Annotated in this window: 20 protein-coding genes; 4 read left to right on the forward strand and 16 right to left on the reverse strand. The window is 41.1% G+C overall.

Annotated features, from left to right (window positions below; translation table 11 throughout):
• The 6 genes from coaE to WKF66_RS08765 all read right to left on the reverse strand — a co-directional run bounded on the left by coaE (position 1) and on the right by WKF66_RS08765 (position 4,484).
• Complete coding sequence (gene coaE, locus WKF66_RS08740) at positions 1–588, reverse strand: dephospho-CoA kinase (protein ID WP_489674048.1); 588 nt, start codon at positions 586–588, stop codon at positions 1–3.
• Positions 588–1,535 (reverse strand): CdaR family protein, encoded by a 948-nt coding sequence (locus WKF66_RS08745; RefSeq protein ID WP_489674049.1) that lies wholly within the window; start codon positions 1,533–1,535, stop codon positions 588–590. The genes coaE and WKF66_RS08745 overlap by 1 nt, the downstream gene beginning before the upstream one ends.
• A gap of 78 nt (positions 1,536–1,613) precedes the next feature.
• A complete protein-coding gene (yajC, locus tag WKF66_RS08750; RefSeq protein ID WP_489674050.1) occupies positions 1,614–1,940 on the reverse strand; it encodes a preprotein translocase subunit YajC in 327 nt (108 codons plus the stop codon).
• Positions 1,941–1,958: 18 nt separating this feature from the next.
• Entirely contained in the window at positions 1,959–2,408 is a 450-nt protein-coding gene (locus tag WKF66_RS08755) for a DUF1573 domain-containing protein (protein ID WP_489674051.1), read from the reverse strand.
• 2 nt (positions 2,409–2,410) lie between these two features.
• Entirely contained in the window at positions 2,411–3,304 is an 894-nt protein-coding gene (nusB, locus tag WKF66_RS08760) for a transcription antitermination factor NusB (protein WP_489674052.1), read from the reverse strand.
• Between the two features lie 91 nt (positions 3,305–3,395).
• Positions 3,396–4,484: a Glu/Leu/Phe/Val family dehydrogenase gene (locus WKF66_RS08765; protein WP_489674053.1), complete on the reverse strand. Its 1,089-nt coding sequence runs from the start codon at positions 4,482–4,484 to the stop codon at positions 3,396–3,398.
• A 112-nt stretch (positions 4,485–4,596) separates the two neighbouring features.
• Here WKF66_RS08765 and WKF66_RS08770 point away from each other — a divergent pair, with 112 nt between their 5' ends.
• Both WKF66_RS08770 and WKF66_RS08775 read left to right on the forward strand, forming a co-directional pair.
• Entirely contained in the window at positions 4,597–6,387 is a 1,791-nt protein-coding gene (locus tag WKF66_RS08770) for an ABC transporter ATP-binding protein (protein WP_489674054.1), read from the forward strand.
• A 70-nt stretch (positions 6,388–6,457) separates the two neighbouring features.
• A complete protein-coding gene (locus tag WKF66_RS08775; protein WP_489674055.1) occupies positions 6,458–6,784 on the forward strand; it encodes a DUF3276 family protein in 327 nt (108 codons plus the stop codon).
• Positions 6,785–6,836: 52 nt separating this feature from the next.
• Here WKF66_RS08775 and WKF66_RS08780 read toward each other — a convergent pair whose 3' ends face one another.
• The 5 genes from WKF66_RS08780 to WKF66_RS08800 all read right to left on the reverse strand — a co-directional run bounded on the left by WKF66_RS08780 (position 6,837) and on the right by WKF66_RS08800 (position 13,132).
• Positions 6,837–8,021 (reverse strand): multiheme c-type cytochrome, encoded by a 1,185-nt coding sequence (locus tag WKF66_RS08780; protein ID WP_489674056.1) that lies wholly within the window; start codon positions 8,019–8,021, stop codon positions 6,837–6,839.
• A 41-nt stretch (positions 8,022–8,062) separates the two neighbouring features.
• On the reverse strand, positions 8,063–10,864 hold the full coding sequence (locus WKF66_RS08785) for an outer membrane beta-barrel protein (RefSeq protein ID WP_489674057.1): 2,802 nt from the start codon (positions 10,862–10,864) through the stop codon (positions 8,063–8,065).
• 42 nt (positions 10,865–10,906) lie between these two features.
• Positions 10,907–11,818, reverse strand: a complete 912-nt coding sequence (locus WKF66_RS08790) for a hypothetical protein (protein ID WP_489674058.1) — start codon at positions 11,816–11,818, stop codon at positions 10,907–10,909.
• A 270-nt stretch (positions 11,819–12,088) separates the two neighbouring features.
• Positions 12,089–12,502, reverse strand: coding sequence for a hypothetical protein (locus WKF66_RS08795; RefSeq protein WP_489674059.1), 414 nt, complete (start codon positions 12,500–12,502; stop codon positions 12,089–12,091).
• A gap of 270 nt (positions 12,503–12,772) precedes the next feature.
• Entirely contained in the window at positions 12,773–13,132 is a 360-nt protein-coding gene (locus WKF66_RS08800) for a hypothetical protein (protein ID WP_489674060.1), read from the reverse strand.
• On the opposite strand from WKF66_RS08800, the gene WKF66_RS08805 reads away from it, so the two are divergent.
• A complete protein-coding gene (locus WKF66_RS08805; protein ID WP_489674061.1) occupies positions 13,131–13,793 on the forward strand; it encodes a hypothetical protein in 663 nt (220 codons plus the stop codon). The genes WKF66_RS08800 and WKF66_RS08805 overlap by 2 nt on opposite strands.
• On the opposite strand, the gene WKF66_RS08810 is transcribed toward WKF66_RS08805, so the two are convergent.
• Complete coding sequence (locus tag WKF66_RS08810; protein WP_489674062.1) at positions 13,794–16,364, reverse strand: M1 family metallopeptidase; 2,571 nt, start codon at positions 16,362–16,364, stop codon at positions 13,794–13,796.
• 73 nt (positions 16,365–16,437) lie between these two features.
• Between WKF66_RS08810 and WKF66_RS08815 the strand changes: the two genes are divergently transcribed.
• Positions 16,438–17,286, forward strand: a complete 849-nt coding sequence (locus WKF66_RS08815; RefSeq protein ID WP_489674063.1) for a DUF2911 domain-containing protein — start codon at positions 16,438–16,440, stop codon at positions 17,284–17,286.
• Positions 17,287–17,341: 55 nt separating this feature from the next.
• Here the strand turns inward: WKF66_RS08815 and WKF66_RS08820 are convergent, their stop codons facing one another.
• The 4 genes from WKF66_RS08820 to WKF66_RS08835 all read right to left on the reverse strand — a co-directional run bounded on the left by WKF66_RS08820 (position 17,342) and on the right by WKF66_RS08835 (position 22,739).
• The gene (locus WKF66_RS08820) at positions 17,342–19,036 is read right to left on the reverse strand and encodes a sodium:solute symporter family protein (RefSeq protein WP_489674064.1); all 1,695 of its coding nucleotides are present in this window, start codon (positions 19,034–19,036) and stop codon (positions 17,342–17,344) included.
• Positions 19,037–19,136: 100 nt separating this feature from the next.
• The gene (locus WKF66_RS08825; RefSeq protein WP_489674065.1) at positions 19,137–21,572 is read right to left on the reverse strand and encodes a PIG-L family deacetylase; all 2,436 of its coding nucleotides are present in this window, start codon (positions 21,570–21,572) and stop codon (positions 19,137–19,139) included.
• Between the two features lie 96 nt (positions 21,573–21,668).
• On the reverse strand, positions 21,669–22,271 hold the full coding sequence (locus tag WKF66_RS08830; protein WP_489674066.1) for an LEA type 2 family protein: 603 nt from the start codon (positions 22,269–22,271) through the stop codon (positions 21,669–21,671).
• Between the two features lie 36 nt (positions 22,272–22,307).
• Positions 22,308–22,739: a DoxX family protein gene (locus tag WKF66_RS08835; RefSeq protein WP_489674067.1), complete on the reverse strand. Its 432-nt coding sequence runs from the start codon at positions 22,737–22,739 to the stop codon at positions 22,308–22,310.
• Positions 22,740–22,771 lie beyond the last annotated feature (32 nt).

The following is a 22,771-nucleotide window of genomic DNA, read 5'->3' on the forward strand; positions in this document are numbered from 1 at the left end:
TTAGTTAAGGAAAAGCTTGTGCAGCTCCATTACCTGGGTGATGACGGATTGTGATTCATTGTTGTATAGGACATGATCGGCCAATTCTATTTTCTGTTCGTCAGAAAACTGCTTATCCATCCTGGCGATAACCTGATCAGCGCTGACTGAATCCCGGGCAACAACGCGTTCCAGTTTTAGCTCATGTGGTGCAATCACCAAAATACTTTGGTCACACATTTTGTAAGATTCACTTTCAAATAACAGTGCCGCCTCCTTTAGTATATATGGGGCTTTACTATCTACTTCTGCTACCCAACTGTCAAATGCCCTAAATACGGCGGGATGGACCAGGTTGTTCAACTTCGCAAGTTCTGCAGGGTTTGAAAAAACTATGCTTGCTATATGCTTATTGTTAAGACGACCGTCATCGAAGTAGCTTAGGGGACCGAATGCCTCCTTGACACCAGTAATAAGCATTGGGTCAACCACCATAATACTTTTCGCGACCGTATCTGCATAGAATACAGGAATACCTAAGGTCTCAAACACCTTGCACACCGTGGTTTTACCACTTCCTATACCACCCGTAATTCCTATTTTAAGCATTACTTCTCAATTATAAAATCAACTTTAGCAGGTACAATACTTACCACTTTACAAAAGTCAGGAACCCTGCTTAAAATCACACGAAGCTTATTATGATTAGAGATTTTCCATTCATTAAGGTCCGCTACGGCATCAATATACGTTTCATTAATCTGCTGATACTTAGAAAGCGCAACCATGAATGTAACCTTTACTTTTTTAGGATAAAGTTTTACGTCGTAGTACTGCCTGTTATTGATCACCTTGACAGGTATTTCGATTGTTTTCTCTGTGAACTCATCTACAGGAACGGTTACTTCAGCACTAGTGGGAAAGACGCTCACGTTCTTCATTTTATTCTGAGCGATGGCAACGCGTGTTACCCGCGTTGTGCGGACATCCTTTAACTGAAGCGTATCAGTTGGCCACTCACTAATTTTCTCTAACTTATCATTCGGGCCGGAGAGGGTAACATACTCCGGAATAATGGAGATATCGCCCGAAATACCGTATTGCTTTACAAACGAAATGTTAGAAACCAGTTTCACGGGCACACGTTTAACAGTCCGCAAAGTGAAGTCAAAGTATAAGGTGTCAGGGATTACTGATATAATCTTCTGTGAGGTTTCCAGCTGACGATTGACATTAGCAAGCTGTTCAGCGAATAAGACGTAATTCCTTGAATTGAGTTTATCGAGGTCGATAGATATAGATTGTGGCTTGACCCTTAGCCTTGCAAATAACAATTGCCAGCCCGTGCCTTCCACCTGCAAATCCACTGTGTCCGATTGCAAAGGATGGAAGGCCTTCTTTAACGGAAAGTTTTTATAGTAAAGTACCGTTTTGGCGGTATAAAGGTATTTTTTACTCAGGGCCATGAATAGCCATGCTCCTATTGCCAGTAACAAACAGGTTATTACTACCAGAAAACGCTTTCGCTCGATCTTTGTAAGTCGTATCAGGGGCATGGCTGTAAAGTAGTGAAAAATAACAAAACTAAAAAGCCGCTCCAAATATTGAAGCGGCTTTGTAATTCTGAAAGAAGCTTATGCTTTAACGGTATCTATTTTAGGAACTGCAGCTTTTGTAGCGTCTAAAGAAATAGCAGATTTATCGAAACGAATCTTAGTACCACTTTCAACTTCGATTAAGAAAGTAAGTTCGTTCATGTCTACGATCCGGCCGTGAATACCTGCCGTTGTTACTATTTTATCGCCTTTTTTAAGATCTGCAACCAACTTTTTGTGGTCTTTAGCTTTTTTAACCTGAGGTCTGATCATAAAGAAGTAGAAAACGATCATAATTAGCACCATTGGTACTAAAGTACTAATCATGTTACCGCCACCCACTTGCAAGATTATTGTTGATATCATATTGTGTTTATAAATTAGTTATTCTTTAATTGTACCTAAAAGCTGAATGGCAACTGGACTATTGAGGGCATTTGAACTTACTGTAACTTGTTTTCTTAATGGCCCAGCAGGTTTGCCCGCGCTATTGAACACCACTTTAAGTACGCCTTCAGCTCCAGGAAGAATCGGCTCTTTTGGAATTTCAGGAACGGTACAACCGCAGGTCGCCAAGGCATCTTTAATGATCAATGGTTCTTTACCGGTGTTCTTGAACTTAAAATCGTAGGTTACAATTTCACCTTTTTTTATCTCACCGAAGTTGTAAATATCGTTAGTAAATAAGATCTCTGCAGTGCTTGCTTTTACAGCAGGAGTTGCTGTAGCAGCAGTGCTGGTACTGTCTGATGAAATTGTTTCAGCAGTTTTTGTGCTTGGTTGACATGATGCAAGAGATAATGCTGCGAATGCCAATAACAGGGTTTTTTTCATGTTTATTCTTCTATAAGTCCGCGACCGAGTTTTTTAATACTGTTGTTTCTTTTAAGATCTCCCATAATCTTATCTAAGATACCGTTAATGAAAGAATTACTTTTCGGTGTACTGTAATCTTTTGAAAGATCAAGATACTCATTGATCGTTACCTTAACAGGTATCGAGGGGAAGTTTAGCAGCTCACAGATGGCCATTTTCATTAAGATAGTATCCATCAAAGCAATCCTCTCAGATTCCCAGTTCTTCGTTCTCTCTGCAATATAAGCCTGATATTCTTTATCATTTCTTAGGGTGTAAACAAAAAGGTCTTCAACAAACTTTCCATCTTCCTCCCAATCCGGACTGATAGGAGTCAGTTTGTTAGCAGAGGGATCTTCTGAAGTAAAGTTTTTAATGGTTTTGGCAACCATACCCTGCATCACTTCTTTGTCTACAGACCAGCTTATGAATTTATCTTCAAAGGCCTGAATGATATTGTGGCTCTTCAAAATAACTTTTCTAAAAACAAACTTAATGATGCTTTTAGAATCTTCAAGACCATCTTTGTCCTCTGCAAGGTAAGCGAGATATTCCGGAGTAACTTTTAAAGTATTGAATATAGCTTTTACAAATTCTGGATCAGACATCCAGTTAATCTTGTATTTGCTAACAGCAGAGATAAATTCTGGGTTTTTCTTGAGTACTACTGCAAAGTTGTTGTTCAGTAGTTTAAGATTAGGATTCAAGTCTTCAGCTGTCGGAAGATGTTTGTTAGCGCGTTCGGCAGCGTCTATTTCTGTGTATTCTGTAACTTCAACCAAAAGAGAAAGCATCCATATGTACATTTCATATACATTGTCGATGTTCTGCATTAACTGCTTCTTTGAAGAAGTAGTGTCTCTTTTGTCGGTCATGTGCCATGCAAAAATGCTTTGCAAAGCTTTAATTCTTAAGTGCCTTCTATTTAACATGAATGTAAGAACGAGTGGTAAATTACCTTGTTATTTAAAATGATGATTTTATTTTTTTGATATCAATAATTCTTTGTTCTGCGATCCGGTTAGCTGCCAAAACTGTAGGGATGTTCTCCTTTTTCGACATTTTGATCACATCACGTGTAGCGTTATATATATTCTCTGTAAGCTGAATGGTACGCTTTTTACCGTAACCAGTAAGCTCAGAATAACAGCTGATTAAACCGCCTGCGTTGATCAGATAGTCAGGTGCAAACAAAATACCTTTATCAAGCAAAAGTTGACCGTGAACCTGTTCATTAGCAAGCTGGTTGTTTGCAGAACCCGCAATAATTGCGAAGTTCATCTTACTGATGGTTTTGTCGTTCAACGTCGCCCCCAGCGCACATGGAGCATATATATCGGCGTTTAGTGCAAAGATCTTGTCCGCAGCAATTGGCTTGGCTTTAAAGGTACGTGCTACATGCTGTAAACGCTCCTCATCGATATCACTTACGTAGACCTCAACGTTTTCAGCTCTTAACAGCTCTACCAGGTGAGCTCCAACATTTCCAATTCCTTGTACAACTACAGATCTTCCAGCCAGCATATCTGTACCGAAAACTTCCTTAACACAAGCTTTAATACCTAAGAAGACTCCTTTTGCAGTAGTAGGCGCTGGATCACCTGCACCGCCCATTGATTCTGGAACGCCTGTAACATGTGTAGTCTCCATACGGATATATTCCATATCTCTCGTATTGGTACCCACATCTTCTGCAGTAATAAACTCTCCGTTTAGATTTTTGATGAAGCGGCCATAACTTCTCATCATTGCTTCCGACTTTCCCTTTCTGGAATCTCCGATGATCACTGCATTTCCGCCGCCTAGATTAAGACCGGTAATTGCAGCTTTATAAGTCATAGCTCTAGATAATCTTAATACATCTTCAAGGGCTTCGGCTTCTGTTGCGTAGCTCCACATACGTGTACCACCCAGAGCAGGACCTAATGTAGTGTCGTGAATAGCAATTATAGCTCTTAATCCTGTATCTGCGTCGTTACAATAAACCACTTTCTTATGCCCTGAGGCACCAATTTGATCTAAAACAGAATGTACACTAGAACTATTATCAGACATATGATGATTGTTATCAGCTATTGCGCAAAACTACTCAAAAAAACAATATTTACATTGCATAAACTTAAGTCTTTAAAAATTTAATGTTTCAATTGGCTAACTTTACAGACTCATGAAACACCTAAAAATATTAAACAAATACTTTTATAAATATAAGTGGTGGTTGATACCGGGGGTCTTCTTCGTAGTCATTTCAAACATCTTCGGTGTCATACCCGCGCAGGTAATCGGCCATGCATTCAATTTAATATCGGAGAACATCCTTATATATAGTTTATTTGAAGGATTTGACCGTCGGGAGGTGGTCTATGATATTTTTAGTTACAGCCTGTTATATTTCGGTGTTTTAGTGCTGTTTCTGTATCTCCTTAGAGGCTTGTTCCTCTTTTTCATGCGTCAGACGATAATTCTGATGTCACGCCATATAGAGTATGACATGAAAAATGAAATCTATGGCCACTATCAAAAGTTAAGTCTTGGTTTTTATCGCCGGAACAACACCGGAGATTTAATGAACAGGGCGACCGAAGATGTCAACAGGGTAAGAATGTATGTGGGCCCTGCGATCATGTATGCCATCAATACCGCAGTGCTGTTTCTGTTGGTAATATATGCGATGCTTTCTGTCAATGTTACACTGGCAATTTTTTGCTTACTGCCATTGCCCATACTTGTAGTCATTATCTACTATGTAAATACCATGATCAATCACAAGAGCGAGCAGATTCAGGAGCAATTGTCCAGACTGTCTAGCTTTGTTCAGGAGCGTTTTTCTGGCATTCGGGTCATAAAATCGTATGTCAGAGAAGATCATACTAAAACTGTATTCGCTTCTGAAAGCGAGGCCTATAAAAAGAACGCGATGAATCTGGTAAAGGTTCAAGCCCTCTTTTACCCAACGATGCTGTTACTTGTAGGGTTGAGCACCATACTTACTATATATGTTGGTGGAATACAAGTTATGAAAGGGTCCATCACTCCAGGAAATATAGCAGAGTTTATAGTGTATGTGAATCAGTTAACGTTCCCCGTATCCATGCTCGGTTGGGTAACCACTTTAATACAACGCGCATCAGCATCGCAAAAAAGAATCAATGAATTTCTAGAGCTGCAGCCCGATATCGTTTCTTCAACTGATGACATTATTAAAATTGAGGGAAATGTCGAGTTTAAAGATGTGAGTTTCACCTATCCGGATACCGGTATCCAAGCGTTAAAAAACATAAGTTTCCAGATTGAAGCAGGACAATTTGTTGCAATCATCGGTCGTACCGGATCTGGAAAGTCTACTTTAGCCAACCTTATCATGCGTATGTATGACGTAGATGGCGGTGACATCTTAATCGATGATACCCCTATTAAAGCGATCAATCTGCAAGGTTTTAGAAACCAAATCGGCTTTGTTCCGCAAGAAGTATTTCTTTTTTCAGATACGATCAGGAATAATATCGCCTTTGGATTGGAGCAGGTAAAAGACGAGGAAGTGGAACAGGCAGCTAAAAATGCCGCTGTTTATAGCAACATTATCGATTTCGAGCTCAAGTTTGAGACGATGTTAGGCGAACGGGGAATTACGCTTTCAGGGGGACAAAAACAAAGGGTATCGATTGCCCGTGCTTTGATTAAGGAACCTGCAATATTGATCTTCGACGATTGTCTTTCTGCAGTAGACACTAGAACTGAGGAAGAGATTTTGACAAATCTTGGTAAAGTGATGAACGGAAAGACCAGTATTCTAATAGCCCATAGGATTTCAACTATTAAAAACGCAGACAAAATCCTTGTTCTTGACAATGGAACTTTAGTAGAGCAAGGAACTCATGATCAACTGTTAAAGTTAGACGGTGCTTACGCAGAAATGTATCAAAATCAACTACTGGAAGAGGAAAACCATTCTGTGTAATTTCTATTTTGAACTTTAATAATTATTGCTTTATATTTACCAAAACCAATAACAAAGAGCTATAGCAACCATGGGAGAATTTGACAACAAAGAGAGAGAAGAGGTTTTTTCTAAGAAAGTAAGGGCCGGAAAAAGAACTTATTTTTTCGATGTAAAAGCGACAAGATCAGGAGACTACTACCTAACCTTAACCGAAAGTAAGAAAAGACTGGAAGACGGCGTATTTGTAAAACATAAGATTTTCCTTTACAAAGAAGACTTTGAAAAGTTCGCAGAAGGCTTAAATGAAACTGTTGAATATATTAAGAACCACCAGGAAGTAGTTGAAAAACGTTATGAATACTCAGAGAACCAAGAGGTTGTGTCAAGAGCTCAAAATGAGGATTTCACTTTTTAGATAATGACTTCCTAGTCTATACCTATACAACCCTATTGTCACATGGGGTTTTTTAGTATACGGCTATTTTGTGCGACCTAAGCAGATAGGCCGCAATTTTTGATTGTCCCTGAAGTTTGAAACTAATCGCTTTTGAGGGTTTCAGGGGCATATGACAGTCGATACAATTCGTTTCCACCATTTGACTTGTTAAGGTCTTTGCTGAATGCTTCACTGATTGGTGGCAGTTAACACACTGCTTCGAATATGCCGTTAGGCCCTGAGTTTGATCCCCATGAATCGTATGGCAAGTATTACAATCCAACGTTTTGCTTTGAATATAACAGGCACTCGCAGCCAGCATTTGCATTTGCTGACCATGAACGTCAGGATCAGGAACCGTTTCAGAGCTTTTATCAATAAATTCATCTAAGTTGTCCCCCGCTTTGAACGCAAAGGTGGATTTAATCGATTTACGATCGCTACCTGAGTGACAAGCGGAACAAGCATCAGTTCTCTGTTTTCTGGTAAGGGATTTATAGACGGTCATAAATTTGGCAGTCTTCTGTTCCGGGTGCTTAAGTTGAAATTCGGCATGCTTTCCAGCTGGCCCGTGGCATCGCTCACAATCAATACCATAAGCGACCGAGCTCCTCACCAATTCCTGGGAGGTCACAAGAGTTCCGCTTGATTCCACCTTTTGTTCCGCATAAGAAGTGTGGCATTCTAAGCACCTCATATCTATCTGCCTGGAAAAATAAAGTTGCTTATCGCGGTAACCCGGGCTATTCGCCCAACTCTTGATCCTGCTAAAGTAAGTAAGCTGCATTTGATTCAACTTTGTGCCGCGCCAGGTAGCAAAAGTAATGGCGTCTTTACCAGATCCAAAAGCAACATCAAACCTTCTTGACAACTGTTCCTCACCGTCCACATAGGCAACTTGATAGGATCCACTATCCCTGCGTTCAATAGCGATTGATAGATGATCATCGAAAGAAAACCGGTTGGACCTTGCACTGTCTGCCTGTAAGAGATCATGGCCTTCAATAAGTCTGGATGTCTTCTGATGCGGACTAGCCAGGTAGTTGTCATAGACCGCCTTATGGCATTGTATGCAAGTTGCCGAGCCTGCTTTTGTACTGTCAGTAGCCACCAGTTTGTAGCCTTCGTCAGTGCTAGTGTCGAGACAGCGGGAAAATAGTACTACCAACAACCCAATAGCGGTTAGAATTACTATCAGGCGCTTAAATCCATGCATGTGTTTAGTCAAGTTAAAAACAGGACTACAATTTAGAAATTTTATTGGAAACTTCCGTCACCTCTTCTTCGAACATCTCCACCGTTACGTCCTCTTGCGCCCGACCATTTTTGGAGTCTCATGCTAAGTCTTACCATGAAATATCGGCTTAAAGCGTTCGACTTCGTATCAGTATAACCTCCATCGGTACTTTGATCACGATTGATGTAATTGTTCTGGTTAAAAACGTCGAATACCTGGAGTCCTATTTTCCCTCTTCTTTCAAACAGTTCCTTTTCGTAATACATATTTACAACCAAAGGGTTATTGTTTACGTTTGAACTTATTCCGGTAATGAAGTTCTTGCTTGCGCTATAACCGAACAAATTGGTTTGCCATAAGTAAACCCTTCCATCAACGTTTAAAGCCAATGTATTCACCTCGTTATTCGAGAAAACTGTGTTTGTTTGTTTAGTATGGTTGTAAGAAATATTAGGGTTTATCTCAAACCATTCGGTTGGATTGATTCGAGGGCCAAACCGCTCGAAAAAAGTGACATTTTTAGAAAGATTTCGAACCCCTCTGTATACCGAAACTCCATTGTCATAAGTAACTCTACCAGCAAAGGTCAGATTATACTTTCTATTGTCAAGTTGTTTGCTAATTGAATAATTACCATTAAGACGATATACGCCATCTGCATTCTCAAAGCGAGTTTCTGTAATTTGCTGAGCACGTTCACCGGCTCTTGGAATGTAGCTCGGATCGTTAATTAAACTATTGTTTCTAATAACAGCGTTCTCTGTAAAGTTGGCGTTTAGATTAACGCTGTAGTTCAACCTGGAGTTTGCGATGTAATTGTTATAATCAGCTCTGATCGTGTGTGTAAACGTAGCACGCAGATTTGGATTACCAATTACTGGGTTTTGCGGATTGGAAACATCCCGCACAGGTTGAATCTGCTCAAAACTTGGTTCATTGGCATTACCTGAATAATTTAGCGACATCCGGTGTTGCCTTGACCAAAGATATTCAAATCTCGCAATAGGGATAACATTAAAACTCTCTCTATTTATGTTAGTTCCTAAGCTTACTTTCGTTCCAGATAATACTGCTGGTACTCCAGTTACTCCCGCTGAAAAGCGAACCTTGGAGGTACTGCTCAGGCCATACCTGAAGTTTAAAGCAATACGTCCTTGTGTGAAGGAATATTTGAAGATATTACTTAATGAATCAATGATTGACGAGAATCCAGTCGCTGTCACGTTTCTTGTAACGGCGCTGTTGTCATAGCCATTATAGTTCAATTGCCCGTTAAACTCTAGTTGTGTGTTCACTGAAAGTGGTTCGACGTAAGTAACGCTTCCCCTGTAGTTACTACGCAAGTTGTTCCGTGCAACAATGCGATTTACCAGCGAATCTCTGATAACCGCATCAGCAGGATCATTGAGGTATTCAATTCTTTGCAGTTGGTTCTGCTCTGCTTCGTAATCATTTGAATTTAGATCCGCCTGGAGAGAGAAGTTCCTTCTTCTATTTCCCTTAAAAATATGTTGGTAGAATAACGACCCCCCAAATTCAGGAGTCTTATTTTTACTGTTGTTTTTCGTATTCTGATTTTGATTACCTATTGGACTTCTTTGTAATGTAAACGACTCATTCATGTTCGTTGTTGAATTGAATCTGAACGTTGGAATGACCCGTAAAAAGTTAAGTGAATCTAGATTAGCTTCTAGCTCTAGCCTAAAATTGTGAGTTCTGTTGTCGTTATCACCGTTTCTTGTGATCGCTCTATTAATGGGAACACGGTTACCTGCACTATCAATGGCGAATGATAGCGATTCTATATCACTAATGGCATTTACGTCATTCCCAGTGATGCCGTAGTTCAAATTGTATTCTACTATTTTCCCTAACTTGTCTCTTACGCTTAGAGATCCGTTTCCAGACCTCGTAGTACCTCCGGAAGCGCCGCCTCCCCCATCAGAACCGTTCACTCCATTAACAGTATTTTTAAAGTTACCGTTTAAGCCAATAGTTTGGTTTCCATTGATACGGGTCGCAAATATACCGGCGTCGTAGCGTTCGTTGCTACCTCCTGCAACATTGATATTTGCCATATTACCAACCGACTTATCTGTTCTCGTCGTAATATTTAGTATTCTTTGAGGATCACCATCCTTTACTCCTGTACGGGCTGCCTGGTCACCATAGTCATCAACCATTTGAATTTTGTCTACGATCTCTGCCGGAAGATTTTTAATCGCATTGGCGAGATCCCCACCCACAAAATCCTTTCCGTTCAACTTTGCCTTAGTTACGGCCTGGCCCTGATGAATTAACGAACCATCAGTCCCGACTTCCATCCCTTCCATCTTTTTCAACAGTTCATCAACTGTGGCATTTTTTCTAACCACATAATCACTTGCTCTATACTCTACTGTATCCGTCTTGTAAGTTATAGATGGCGTTCCGTTGATCACCACCGTGTTCAACGTATTGCTTTCATCCTTCAGAACAATTGGGTCCATGACGATTCTAGGCGTAGTATCGTTTTGCTTAAAACGCATTGGCTTGGAATTCGTATAGCCTATGCTGGTTACCAAAATCGTATAGGTTGCAGACTTGACGTTTTTAAAAATGAATATACCGTCGTTGTTAGTGCTGGTTTTCAAGGTGTCTTTATCAGAAGTCAAGCTTACAGTTGCACCGATAACGCCCAGATCAGTGCTGTCCTTAACTATACCGCTGACTTCCCTCGTTGGGAGAGGGGGTGGTGGGGTTTGGGCAAAAAGATTTGAAGCGCAAAATACCAGAAGAACCAGTACGAAGCCTGATCTTAATGTCCTAGAAAAATTATTCATTTGTGTGTATGTGTGATATAAATGGTATGGTGTCCGTTGGGATTATTTTTTAGTCAAAGTGTATTTACCCCAAAAGTCAGTTGGACTTATTAGTGCCTGAAAGTCTATTCCTCCACCTCGTGGTCCACCGCCACCTCCGCCGCCCATTCTTACTTGGACTTGACCGCCGCCGCCGCCACCGCCTCCACCAAATCCGCCGCCGCCGCCGCCACCTCCACGGTTGAAGTCCATGCCAGGCAGTTGTAAACCATTTAATTTTACATTATAGGCGAACTCTTTTGCATTGTCCAGGGTCAGGCCCAATTCCTCAAAGGGAATCGCTGCCTCATAGAAGAACACATTGTCTTTATCTATGCTGGCTGCAGCCTTAATACCCATATCATTATAAATTGACACAAGGGTATCAGTAGTTTTTTTGAATCCCTTAATCTTAATTTCTTTAACCAGAGCTAGCTGGGTTTTCTGCATTGCCGCCATTGTAGAGTCGCGTTGCTTAGGTGTTAGTTGAACGCCCCCAGCACCCATACCACCACCCATTCCGCCAAATGCCGGCCGACCGCCGCCGCCACCACCCTGGCCACCACGTCTAAATTGAGCGCGGTTAATAAGCGGGTATGTTAATGTGATACTTTCTTTTTCTTTCTTTTTCCCATCAGGATTCACGGAGAAAGTAATTCCACCAGCCATAATCTTGGTATTGTTACCTACTTCAGTTGATCTGACGATTAAGTAAAGGTTTTTATCATCGTTACTGATCAGATAGGAGATCCCGGTAGCCTTATTTTGTGCAAATGTGGCATTAGCCCACTCACTATTCCTTCCATCAGCTTTTGTAAGCTGTGGAGCGTAAATGCTTACTTCCTGTAATTCGGTAATTTTTTGCGCCTGGGCAAAGGTTAAAGTTCCTGTTAAGAAGAACCCGGTGAGTGCACCTGTTAAGAATTTTGATTTCATAATATAATAACTAGAATTGCCGCTTTGTTTACGTTATGACTGAGTACCATTGGTTAGGTTTAATCCTCAAAACAATTTTTCGGCACTTATACCGTTCCACACTTGCTGCAATTTTGTAGTCATTTAGATGAAGTAAACAGATATTGTTACAACGATATTGTGCCTACGCTGCACAAGGGCAGCTCCTGACAGGTTCGATCTAATGAAATTCACCGCCTATTGCTGGCGGAAGCAAAATTCACTTATTGAAAAGCATTTAAATTGTTACAATTAAGCAACTTCATTGCAGGCCTTAATCAGCACCTGGGTAAGCTCAATCATGTTATCGTCTTCAGATACATTAGTAGTCAATATAATTTGGGCGCCACTATTCACTTTATCTTCAATTCCGCCTAAAGTTTCATTGTCAATCGCTTTATTCATAATTCTGATAGGTTCATCCAAACCTTCCGTTTTAATTTCCAAATCGTAGATACCAGCCATCCGTGTTTGGCAAATCACGAATAGGACTTCTTTATCGCACACGATATCTTTAAGACCTGTAAACGCATTGAGTACCTGATCAATATTTGCGGCTTTAAAACCCAATACAATTCCAAGGCGCTGTGAAGTGGGGTCGTTCACCCCTGATAAAAATATTTCGTTTACATCTGATAAAGCAGACTCAATGACTAACCTGTCCATAATTAAGCTATTTAAATTTCTTATACAAAGAGTTAAGGAGGGTCGATTGTTTGAAAAAAGCCAATGATATTTGTAAACACAGCGTAGTAATAAAACCTTCTTATGTAAACTTATTTCAGTATAAGACAATGGTAGGTTGGACCGGGGTTGATCCGGTATTGGTTCGTCCTAAGCCGGTTCAACCCCAGCTCAATACCCTGCCAAGACCGGCGTAGCATACAACGTATGACGAACCAGTGCCGAATGCAGAAAAGGCAATGACAAGTTATCCTACCCCCCCGTCTTTGCGGCGTAGGCCGCAACCTTGGGCTGGGTGGCATCGCTATGCCAAGGTCCTGAAATAAATTCAGGATGACTTGGCTTTAAACATATCATTGCCAGTTTATTGTATCCACCAACACTAAAACCGCGAGGCAGTTTGGCTTCATAAAAAAATCCTGCTGATGTTAGCATAACACCAGCATATTTCATCATGATAAAATCACTCGTTCGAACCGGCATTCTTCCTCTAATGATAGTACTTGCCTTTGCAAGTTGCAAGAAAATGAAACCTGGTAAACCAACACCGGTAACGGAGACCGAAGAGGTGGAAAAACCCGCTGTAGTAATTCCACCAAAAAAGAAGAACATGCTGCCTGTAAAGATTACAACCAGTGATTTAACAGTAGACCTCGTTTATATGGAAAACACCGCACTGATTACAGAAATGAAGTTTTCAGGTGGAATAGTTTACCTGATGACCTATGCGGATAATGTTCTTAAAAAGCTTCAGAAATACAAAGACAAGGTAAATTCGCAGTCTGTAGATTACCTGATCGCAAACGGCCAGATTACACGAGCATCGAGATTTGACATCAGCGGACAACGCTCAACCCCAACCGAAAAGTATTATCTGACTTACAACACCTCGTCTCAAATAAACAACATCAAAACTTATGCAGTTAGCGGTTCCTTACTTACAGATAATACATTGGGATATCAAGCAAATGGCAACCTGCTGAGCTCTGCCGTAACCGCAAGCGGTTCAGTAAGTGACTATAATTACAGCTACGACATTAAAAACAATATATTTCAGTCTGTATTATTCTGTCAGTTATTGAGGATTGAGATCAATGAAGTTTTTCTCAATCCTGGAATAAATAACATCCTCAGTTTTACAAACCCAAAACTTCTGACTGAACACGTCGCCTACGAATACCTATACGGAACTGACGACTATCCTACTGAAGTTAGAATCAAACATAGTGGCATTTCTAAAACCTACAAAATCACTTATACCGAGCTAAAATAATCACTTGTGTTTCAGCAATCTTTCCGCTTTAAACAAGTTATCGGCGGTCTGCAAGATCTTTGCTTTCAACTTCGGATTGTAATCAGGATGCTCCGAAAGAAACTTACGAACTATATCCGCCGCCTGGTTGCTTTGATAAGACCCAAGAGTGGATTGAAGCCAATTTTGAGGGAAGAAGATATCACCCGTAGCCTGTATTTCTGATAGTAAATTTAAGCTTTCCGGAAGGTATTTAATAGCGGATGACTGTCTAAGCGGATGATGTAAATAAAACAGCGCAGTTGTGACATTTGCTTCCTTTTCCCTGTTTGCTTTGATAGATAAACTTTTAAAAAATGCATCTCGAATCACTTCGTTAGCAGCCAAGGCAGGCATTATGAATTCGAACCGTCTTCTTCTGTCCGCATTGCTAATTCGTCCTAATTGCTTAGCGAGTATGGTAGTGTCTTTATCATTCCGAAGCGCCAGTGAGAAGGCAATTGAAGTGTAATCATCCTCAGTCAATTTGATGCCAGAAGCTGGAGATGAATCTGCCCATATAGTATAGATTCTGTCTCTGGCCGTATTAGTAGTAAAAATGTCTTGATAGGTCTTAAATAATAGCTTTTTGATGTTTGCGGCCGGTTGCTTTTCCATTGCATTCCAAAGTGCCGTCTCTAAGCTACCTGCCAAATTAAGGCGCTCCTCTGACGTCAGGAAACCCCAGTAAATGTTATTTATATAATTGCTAAGCAACTTCACATTAAGCTCCTCTTTCTCCGTATCCAGGTTTGCTACAAAAAGATTAAGGGCCTCTTTCGGGTTGATTGTTCGTCCAATAAGCATATTCTCGTAAACAGAGATGTATGCCGAAGCACGATGTAACGGCTTTTCCATCTTTGTGATATACTGAAACATGGATTGATCTGCCGGCCAGACGCCATAACCTTGCCCGGAACTGTTAAACAGTATAAAAGCGGGAACATCAAGTCCGACAGCCTGCGGTACCACAACCTGTGCCGCATTCAGATTCACTGTAATCTCTTTACTACCGCCGGGAAAGAACATTTCAAATTCAAAGAGTTGGGGCCAAAGCCTGTCCTTTCCAAACTCAGCCCGTTGAAATACCGTGAGTTTCGTAATTTTATTTCCGGCAGTCTCCAGTTTGTACTCAATTAATGGCCGCCCGGGTTCGTTAACCCAAACTTTATTCCATTTCTGAAGATCTTCTGGGGTATACTCGTCAAGAATACCAATAAGTTGAGGCCAGGAGGCGTTACCATTCCGGAATTTTTTAAGATAAACCCGAACGCCTTCCTGAAACTTATCCTTGCCCATCAATCTCTCCAGTTGCCGCATCATAATGGGAGCCTTATGGTATATGATATTTCCATAAAGCGTGCCTGCGTCTTTTAAGTTATTTAAATCCTGCCTGATCGGATTAGCGCCGGTCGTGCGGTCTATTCCATAAGCAAGTGTAAAATGGTCGACAAGGAACTTCAGGTCGAACATGTCTTTTCCAGTCAGCGCCTCAGTACTTTTATCGGCCATAAAATTCGCAAAGACCTCTTTCATCCAAACATCGGTAAACCAGTTCATCGTTACCAAATCCCCAAACCACATATGAGCAGTTTCATGTGAGATCACATTGCTTCTAGAGTTGAACTGATCTTTTGTCGAACCTGCATCTAAAAATAGTGCAGAAGATTTATACTGTATATTCCCAACATGTTCCATCCCGCCAAATTGAAAATCAGGGATAGCAACAAAACCAAACTTTTGGAAGGGATATGGTATGCCAGTCCAGCTTTCAAGATATTTCAGTGCTGAATCATGTAAAGAAAAGACCTCGCGAACACTACTTTTGATCTTTGCCGTATCAGTTTCACGGTATAAAAAGTCAGATACAAAGTTACCCGTTGCTCCTTTCGCATGAAAAAAATTCCCTGCAGCAAAAGCAAATAAATAAGTACTGATGGTATCTGATGTGTTGTAGTTCATGGTCTTCCTTTCGCCCCGTATAATCGAATCCCGCAATGCGCCGTTCGCCAACGCCTTCCATGTTTTCGAAATCCCCAAACTCAATGTGTAGGTCGCTTTTAAGTCCGGTTGATCAAAGCAGGGGAAAACCGTCCTCGCGCGGTCTGGCACAAAGAGCGTGTATAGATAATCGGCATTCCGGTTTAAGGCGCCGTTCCCTGCTATAAAATCAATCTTTATCTCATTGCCTCCAGCTTTCAGGAATTCTGCTGCGATGACAAGGTGTTCTTCCTGATGTTTGATGCTAATTGTTTTACCGTTTACAGTTACGGTTTTAAGCTTCGAAGCAAGTTCTTTAAAATCGAGTTGTAAAGGATGCTTCACCTTAAGAAGTTTAAACGACAGTACTTCTGTGGCAGGAATATCCTCACTCTTTTCAGATGGTATCTCAAAAAACAAATTGTAATTGATATCAGATACTACTGATTTTCTATAGGAAGCTAATTTTCTTGACACTCCGCTTTCAAGCCCCGGGTCACTGAGGTATTTCGATCCGGAACAGGACATCATTAAAACAGAAAAATAGAGCACAGCAATACGACAATTAAGCATAGGGGCTAATTTAGGAATGATTGCTAATAATAAACGTAATTTTGTAGACACAAAACTTAAATTAAACAAGACAATGAAAACGATTTTAAAAACGATGTTGTTACTTGCAGTTTCGGCCACCTTACACACCGGTCTGAATGCACAAGGACTTAAAATGCCACAACCAAGCACGTCCCAAACGTTAACCCAGGCATTTGGATTAGGAACTATTACAGTTAACTACTCACGCCCAAATACTAAGGGAAGAAAAATCTTTGGCGCCCTCGAACCATTCGGTTCAGTTTGGCGTACTGGCGCTAACTCCGCTACCACGATCACTACAACAGAAGCGATTAAAATAGAAGGAAAGGATCTTCCTGCAGGTACATACGGGTTGTTTACCATTCCTGGAGCAAATGAGTGGACAGTCATCATCAACAAAGGTGCGAAACAATGGGGCGCATATGAGTATAAACCAGAAGAGGACTTGTTCAGAGTGACAGTGAAACCTGTAAAATTGAAAGATAAAACCGAAACCTTCAGCATTCAATTGGCAGACGTTTATCCAACGACCGCCAAGTTGCAGTTAATGTGGGAGAATACTGCACTTAATATTAACCTGACAACTGATGTTGATACAAAAGTTATGGCAGGTATCGAAGAAGCGATGAAGGGTGAAAAGAAACCATATTTCGCAGCTGCGCAATATTATTTTGAAAACGGGAAAGATCTTAATAAAGCTTTAGAATGGGCTACAGCAGCGGAAGCTTCGGATCCAAAAGCACCATACTTCAAACTGTGGAAAGGACGCATCCAACTAAAAATGGGAGATAAGAAAGGAGCAGCGATCAGTGCAACTGAAGGCGTCAAAGTTGCCGAAGAAGCTAAGAATGCAGAGTATGTTCGTTTAAACTCAGCTTTGCTTGCTGAAGCAAAGAAATAAAGATTAGGTTTCCAATTACTATCGTCTTGCCCACGGAAACAGGTGAGGCGATAGTTTAGTCTTTCGGCGAGCTACGTACAAGCGTTTGTATCACCACTCCTAAGCCTACTACGAGTAAACAACCAATTAGATTTAGCCAGAGGTAAGCAATCTTATCGGATTGCCCAATTGCGACAACCGCAATCTCTGCCAGAATAGCCGCAATAAACACGGCCTTTCCGTTGACGTGCCTAACATAGAAAGCAACCAGAAAAACGCCTAAGATTGTTCCATAAATGTATGATCCCAAAATATTAACCGCCTCCAATAGGTTACCTATTTTGCTTGCGTACAGCGCCATAACAATACAAATGACTCCCCAAAATACCGTCGCCAACCGAGACGCCTGTAAATACTCGTTATCAGTGCCACTTTTCCTTATCAATCTCTTATAAATGTCGATAACTGTTGTAGAAGCCAATGAATTCAATGCGCTTGCAGTGGATCCCATTGAAGCTAAAAAGATGATAGCGATGAGTAGTCCTACCAAGCCTTTTGGAAGGTACTGCGTTACAAAGCTTAAAAATATATAGTTATTGTCTTTCGTATTCGACTGAATATCATTTTTCTCCATCAACTTCACCACCTTTGCCCGAATGTCCTTATCTCGCTGATCTGCGGTCTGTAGCACTTTTCGCTGCGCATCAATGCGTGTATGGTCATCCGACTCAAGCGCATCATTCATTTTGACGATCTCTTTCTGTTTTGCGCTAAACGCAGCATTATACTCCCCTTTTATCAGATCGAGTTGCGGCTTATATTTACTGCTTTCCAATTTGTTAAGCTCGAAAGAATTGAAGAAGATGGGCGGCTTGTTATATTGGTAAAACGTGAAAACTAAGACACCAATTAGCAAGATCAAAAATTGCATTGGAATCTTAACCAATCCATTCATCAGCAATCCCCTCCTGCTCTCATTCACTGAGGCGCCAGACAAATAGCGCCCGACCTGACTTTGGTCGGTTCCGAAATAAGACAGTTGCAAAAAAAATCCACCGATCAATCCAGACCAGACCGTATACTGATTATTTAAATCAAGTTTGAAGTCTATGGCATTCGTCCTTCCCATTTTCCCTGCAATGCTGATTGCTTTTATGAAACCGATATTATCCGGCAGCAAATGAACGACCATAATCCCAGCGGCAAAAAGGCCACAGAAAATGATGCTCATCTGAAGCATTTGTGTATAAGAAACAGCTTTTGTTCCTCCATAAACAGTGTAAAACACGACCAGGCTTCCAATAAATAAGGTCGTATATGTCGTGTTGATGTCCAGGATGGTAGATAAGATAATGGAGGGTGCATATATGGTAATTCCAGTGGAAAGGCCCCTTTGAATAAGGAACAAAAATGCAGTAAGTGCTCTGGTCTTCAAGTCAAACCGCTGTTCGAGGTACTCATAAGCAGTATAGACCTTCAGCTTATGGAAGATAGGCACAAAAGTGATACAAAGGACAATCATTGCCAGAGGCAGGCCGAGATAGAACTGGACAAAGCTCATTCCCGAAGTATATGCGAGGCCTGGCGCAGATAGAAAAGTAATTGCACTAGCCTGAGTTGCCATCACCGATAAACATACCTGGTACCATGGTAAAGATTGATTACCCAATAAATAGCCGTCAATGTCCTTGGCTCCGCGACTTTTGTAAACGCCGTAAAATACAATTACAACGAGTGTTAGCACCAATACTACCCAGTCAAGATTGCTCATGCGAAATATTTAGTAAATGCATAAAACATCAATATCAGGAATATCAACCAGCCAATAAGAAAGAAATAATATTTTTTGTATTGAAGCTTTTCCATCGCTTTTACTTGCTTACAGAAAGTAGGTTAACAAACAAACGATAAGCCCCAGGCACCCCTGCCGGCAACTGTCTAAAGAAGGAAAGCCCGGTATAAACGTATTTTCCCTTTCCGTAATTGGTCACGATCAAAGCTCCGGTATTGCCCTGTTCAGCGGTGTCATGGATACTGATTAAAGGCGTATAATGCTGATCGACGTCTGTCACGAAATATAAACCTCGTTCCTGAATCCAGCCATTGAAATCTTTTTCAGTAATCTTATTCGGATAGTTAAACGCGGCGTGATCAGGGACCAGCACGGATACCTTAGCATCCTCTTCAGTTACCCGATCACGACTTAGTCTGAACGGATACGGTCCGAGATCATCGACCTTAAGTGGTGAGTTGACATTATACTGTACCAACAGCACGCCACCATTTTCAACGTATTTCATTAACTTCGGTTGAAGGCTTTTAACCTGCTCATTTACGTTATAAAACCGTACTCCGGTTACGATTGCATCGAATTGGGAAAGGTCTGAATTTACAACCTGGCTTTCGGTCAGGTTGGTTACATCATATCCTATCTGCTTTAAAGATTCTGATACAAGATCTCCAGCTCCAGCGATGTACCCTATCCGCTTCCCTGCAAGTTTAAGATCAACCTTTTCCACTCCGGCTTCTGCAGGTGGAAACAATGTTTGCAATGGTATGTGATCGTAATCAATAACACGCAGTCCATAATTATAAGTTTTGTCATCCACGACAACATCTAAAACCATTTTGCCACCCGTGGTATTTCCTGCAGGGGTTACTGTAAAGGTGACCAGTTGTTCATCACCCTTGTTTGCCATCATAAAGTTTAAACTTTCTGGAGAGGCTCTCCAGCCCACAGGCAGCTTTGGCTTTAAACTGCCGGATGCGTTATTTTTAAAACTCCTAAGCTGAACACTAATTACTTTCGAATCGTTACCGTTAAATACAAAAGCCTTTTCTGTCATCGTGGCCGTTACAGGCGGAGCGATCACCAGTGGCTGGTACAATTCTCCTCTTACCTGATCGGTGTATTTGTAAACTACAGGCATGCGTTTCAGAATTTGCTGGTCACCAATTTTAATCTTAAATAGCACACTTAATCCAACTGGATTCTCTGCAAGTCCTATCTTCGACAGGGAGTCAACAGTGAAAGCGCCCAGTGCATGTGGCTTTTCTAACCAATAGGGTTGTGAAAGAGTAGTTCGTCCCGTCAAGCTTACCTCTTTTGAAGATAGTTGATTTGGTTTCAAATCCAGCAGTGTACCTGTTGTTTCTTCAGTAACAATAATCGGCAATGCAAACGATTTTCCTGCCCGCGAGATGGCTTGCAGTCGTACATTCACTGGCTCATTCAAAGCATAAGAAGGATTCACTGCGGCTCCTTCCAGCCATATCCCGGCACATGCCAGAATCAAATTGTCAAGTAAGTCTTTTTTAAACGTCTTATCTTTTACGAGTTGTCTAAGTTTTAAAAGTTTCGGTATCGATTTGGAAGGCGCTGAGACTTCATATTCTGAGCTGATCTCGTTTAGCAATCCTTGAATGGCAGTATATCCCTGATTTCTCCCTAGGGTAAAATCAATGCCTTCAAACAAATCTTTATTGGCTTTGTCGCCTGCAGTCGGACTGAAAAACTCAAGTCCTCCACCCCTTTGTCTCGCCGAACCGAAGCCCTGACTTCTGTGATTTGATCTGCTTTCTGCAGCAATCTCGCCATAGCTTTTGCCTAAAAGTGCATTGAAACCACCCACTTCAATCTTAAGTTGCTCGTCTGATGTTGTATTTGTGCCGCCGAAATTAAAAGTATTCCACACAATTCTTTTCGCTTGCCATGGCTTAACGAATGCAAGCTGTTCAGGAAATTGCTTAGGATCTGCCGCAGCTGAAAAGGCTTCCCTGGCAAGTATCGCTGATCCGGAATGATGGCCATGGCCGGCCCGTGAATCTTCAGGGAAGCGAGTAATAATTACATCTGGTTGAAACTTTCGTATGACCCATACGACGTCAGATAAGATTTTTGCCTTGCCCCATATCTTGAAACTTTCTTCTGGGTTTTTGGAGAAGCCGAAGTCGTTGGCCCGGGTAAAGAATTGTTCTGCACCGTCTGTTCTTCTTGCCGACAATAACTCTTGCGTACGAATCAAACCCAGAAGTTCCGCTTGCTCGCTACCTATTAGGTTTTGTCCACCGTCTCCCCTTGTCAACGATAGATAACCGGTCCTGACTTTCTTTTCTTTAGCCAGATAGGCAAGGAGTCTTGTATTCTCATCATCAGGATGAGCAGCTATATAAAGCACACTTCCTGTCACTTCCAAGCTTTCTATGCCTTGCTTAATTTCCGCTGCATTTAATTGCGGCATTTGTTGGGCAGACACACAAAAGGGAGTTAAAAACAGGACAACAGAGCAGACTATTTTAGATTTCATGTTTGGATCTTGATTTTCGAAATTAACCAAAAAATAGGAATCCTTACTTGAAATTCAAGTTAAATCAGTAACAATGCTGCAAAAGTACTACGGTTCTTATAGGAGAATCTTACTGCTTATCTCTTTATCAATGGTGATAAATCCGGGATATTTCACCAGGCTATTGCCAACTTTAATGCTCGGTCTTATCTTTAAAGTAAGTAACCCTTTTTTCTCGGCACTACCACTTTTACCTGCCTTAACAAATGCCGCTATCTCATCCATAACTTTCTTATTAGAAACAAACGGATAAAGATTCACAATCATATTCACTGGAACAACAGTCGATTGTCCGGCTGGAACGTTGACTTCCTGATTAACAACGCCTTCTGCAAGATCTGTGTTATTTACAAGAATTTTATACTCGAATTGATTGATCGCAGCATCTTCACTGGAGGGATTCTTAATTTCCAGATTCAACCGGGCTTTTAAGGGCACATCCTGCCTAAGCAAGCCAAAAGCGAGGCCAGGGAGACTGGCAAGATTTAGTTCCTGACCAGCAAACAGTTTTTTTACATCTGTACCGCCAACTGTGATCTCATCTGCAGAGGTTACTTTGTAAGTACACTTCTCCAGCGCTTTGATCTGCTGCGCCTGTCTGTTTATGCCACAGCTAGAAGCCGCTATTATCAAGAGGGAAAATAATACGATTCTTTTCATAGTACCTATAACGCAATAAGCGTGCTATTGATATGATTAACGTCTGCGTTTACCGTAGTTGCGACTAATAATATAGTCTATACTATATTTTCCTGCACCACAGACCAGTATTACAATGTAGACAAGAAGATAATGCAAAGCCAATTCCTTTTTCTGGAAAGGATCGCTGGCATGTGCAACCAGAACAGCGACTAGCATAGTCACAATCAACGGGATTGTAGCAAGCCTTGTAGCAGCACCAATTATTAAAAGAATAGAACAAAAGAACTCTGCAAAAACTGCCAAATACAGGGAAGCGGCTTGTCCCAGACCAAAGGGATCCATAAACTGAATTTCGCCACCAGCCAACGCAGATTGCAACTTACCGTATCCGTGAGTCAACATCATAACACCTATCGCTACTCTCAACAAAAGGAACATCAGGTTTAAAGCACTGTGATTGAAATTAGTATTGAATATTTGCTTCATAGAATTTTCGTTTTACCAGGGTAAACATAACA

The organism is Pedobacter sp. (genome assembly GCF_037719805.1).
Lineage (GTDB): Bacteria > Bacteroidota > Bacteroidia > Sphingobacteriales > Sphingobacteriaceae > Pedobacter.

What these genes read in the sequence shown, in the direction of transcription:
- WKF66_RS08805 (WP_489674061.1), top strand. Translation starts at nt 13,131, where the DNA reads ATGCTGCCTGTAAAGATTACAACCAGTGATTTAACAGTAGACCTCGTT.
- WKF66_RS08835 (WP_489674067.1), bottom strand. Translation starts at nt 22,739, where the DNA reads ATGAAGCAAATATTCAATACTAATTTCAATCACAGTGCTTTAAACCTG.
- WKF66_RS08770 (WP_489674054.1), top strand. Translation starts at nt 4,597, where the DNA reads ATGAAACACCTAAAAATATTAAACAAATACTTTTATAAATATAAGTGG.
- WKF66_RS08820 (WP_489674064.1), bottom strand. Translation starts at nt 19,036, where the DNA reads ATGAGCAATCTTGACTGGGTAGTATTGGTGCTAACACTCGTTGTAATT.
- WKF66_RS08815 (WP_489674063.1), top strand. Translation starts at nt 16,438, where the DNA reads ATGAAAACGATTTTAAAAACGATGTTGTTACTTGCAGTTTCGGCCACC.
- WKF66_RS08795 (WP_489674059.1), bottom strand. Translation starts at nt 12,502, where the DNA reads ATGGACAGGTTAGTCATTGAGTCTGCTTTATCAGATGTAAACGAAATA.
- nusB (WP_489674052.1), bottom strand. Translation starts at nt 3,304, where the DNA reads ATGACCGACAAAAGAGACACTACTTCTTCAAAGAAGCAGTTAATGCAG.
- WKF66_RS08810 (WP_489674062.1), bottom strand. Translation starts at nt 16,364, where the DNA reads ATGCTTAATTGTCGTATTGCTGTGCTCTATTTTTCTGTTTTAATGATG.
- WKF66_RS08785 (WP_489674057.1), bottom strand. Translation starts at nt 10,864, where the DNA reads ATGAATAATTTTTCTAGGACATTAAGATCAGGCTTCGTACTGGTTCTT.
- coaE (WP_489674048.1), bottom strand. Translation starts at nt 588, where the DNA reads ATGCTTAAAATAGGAATTACGGGTGGTATAGGAAGTGGTAAAACCACG.
- WKF66_RS08800 (WP_489674060.1), bottom strand. Translation starts at nt 13,132, where the DNA reads ATGTTCTTCTTTTTTGGTGGAATTACTACAGCGGGTTTTTCCACCTCT.
- WKF66_RS08765 (WP_489674053.1), bottom strand. Translation starts at nt 4,484, where the DNA reads ATGTCTGATAATAGTTCTAGTGTACATTCTGTTTTAGATCAAATTGGT.
- WKF66_RS08825 (WP_489674065.1), bottom strand. Translation starts at nt 21,572, where the DNA reads ATGAAATCTAAAATAGTCTGCTCTGTTGTCCTGTTTTTAACTCCCTTT.
- WKF66_RS08830 (WP_489674066.1), bottom strand. Translation starts at nt 22,271, where the DNA reads ATGAAAAGAATCGTATTATTTTCCCTCTTGATAATAGCGGCTTCTAGC.
- WKF66_RS08755 (WP_489674051.1), bottom strand. Translation starts at nt 2,408, where the DNA reads ATGAAAAAAACCCTGTTATTGGCATTCGCAGCATTATCTCTTGCATCA.
- WKF66_RS08780 (WP_489674056.1), bottom strand. Translation starts at nt 8,021, where the DNA reads ATGCATGGATTTAAGCGCCTGATAGTAATTCTAACCGCTATTGGGTTG.
- yajC (WP_489674050.1), bottom strand. Translation starts at nt 1,940, where the DNA reads ATGATATCAACAATAATCTTGCAAGTGGGTGGCGGTAACATGATTAGT.
- WKF66_RS08790 (WP_489674058.1), bottom strand. Translation starts at nt 11,818, where the DNA reads ATGAAATCAAAATTCTTAACAGGTGCACTCACCGGGTTCTTCTTAACA.
- WKF66_RS08775 (WP_489674055.1), top strand. Translation starts at nt 6,458, where the DNA reads ATGGGAGAATTTGACAACAAAGAGAGAGAAGAGGTTTTTTCTAAGAAA.
- WKF66_RS08745 (WP_489674049.1), bottom strand. Translation starts at nt 1,535, where the DNA reads ATGCCCCTGATACGACTTACAAAGATCGAGCGAAAGCGTTTTCTGGTA.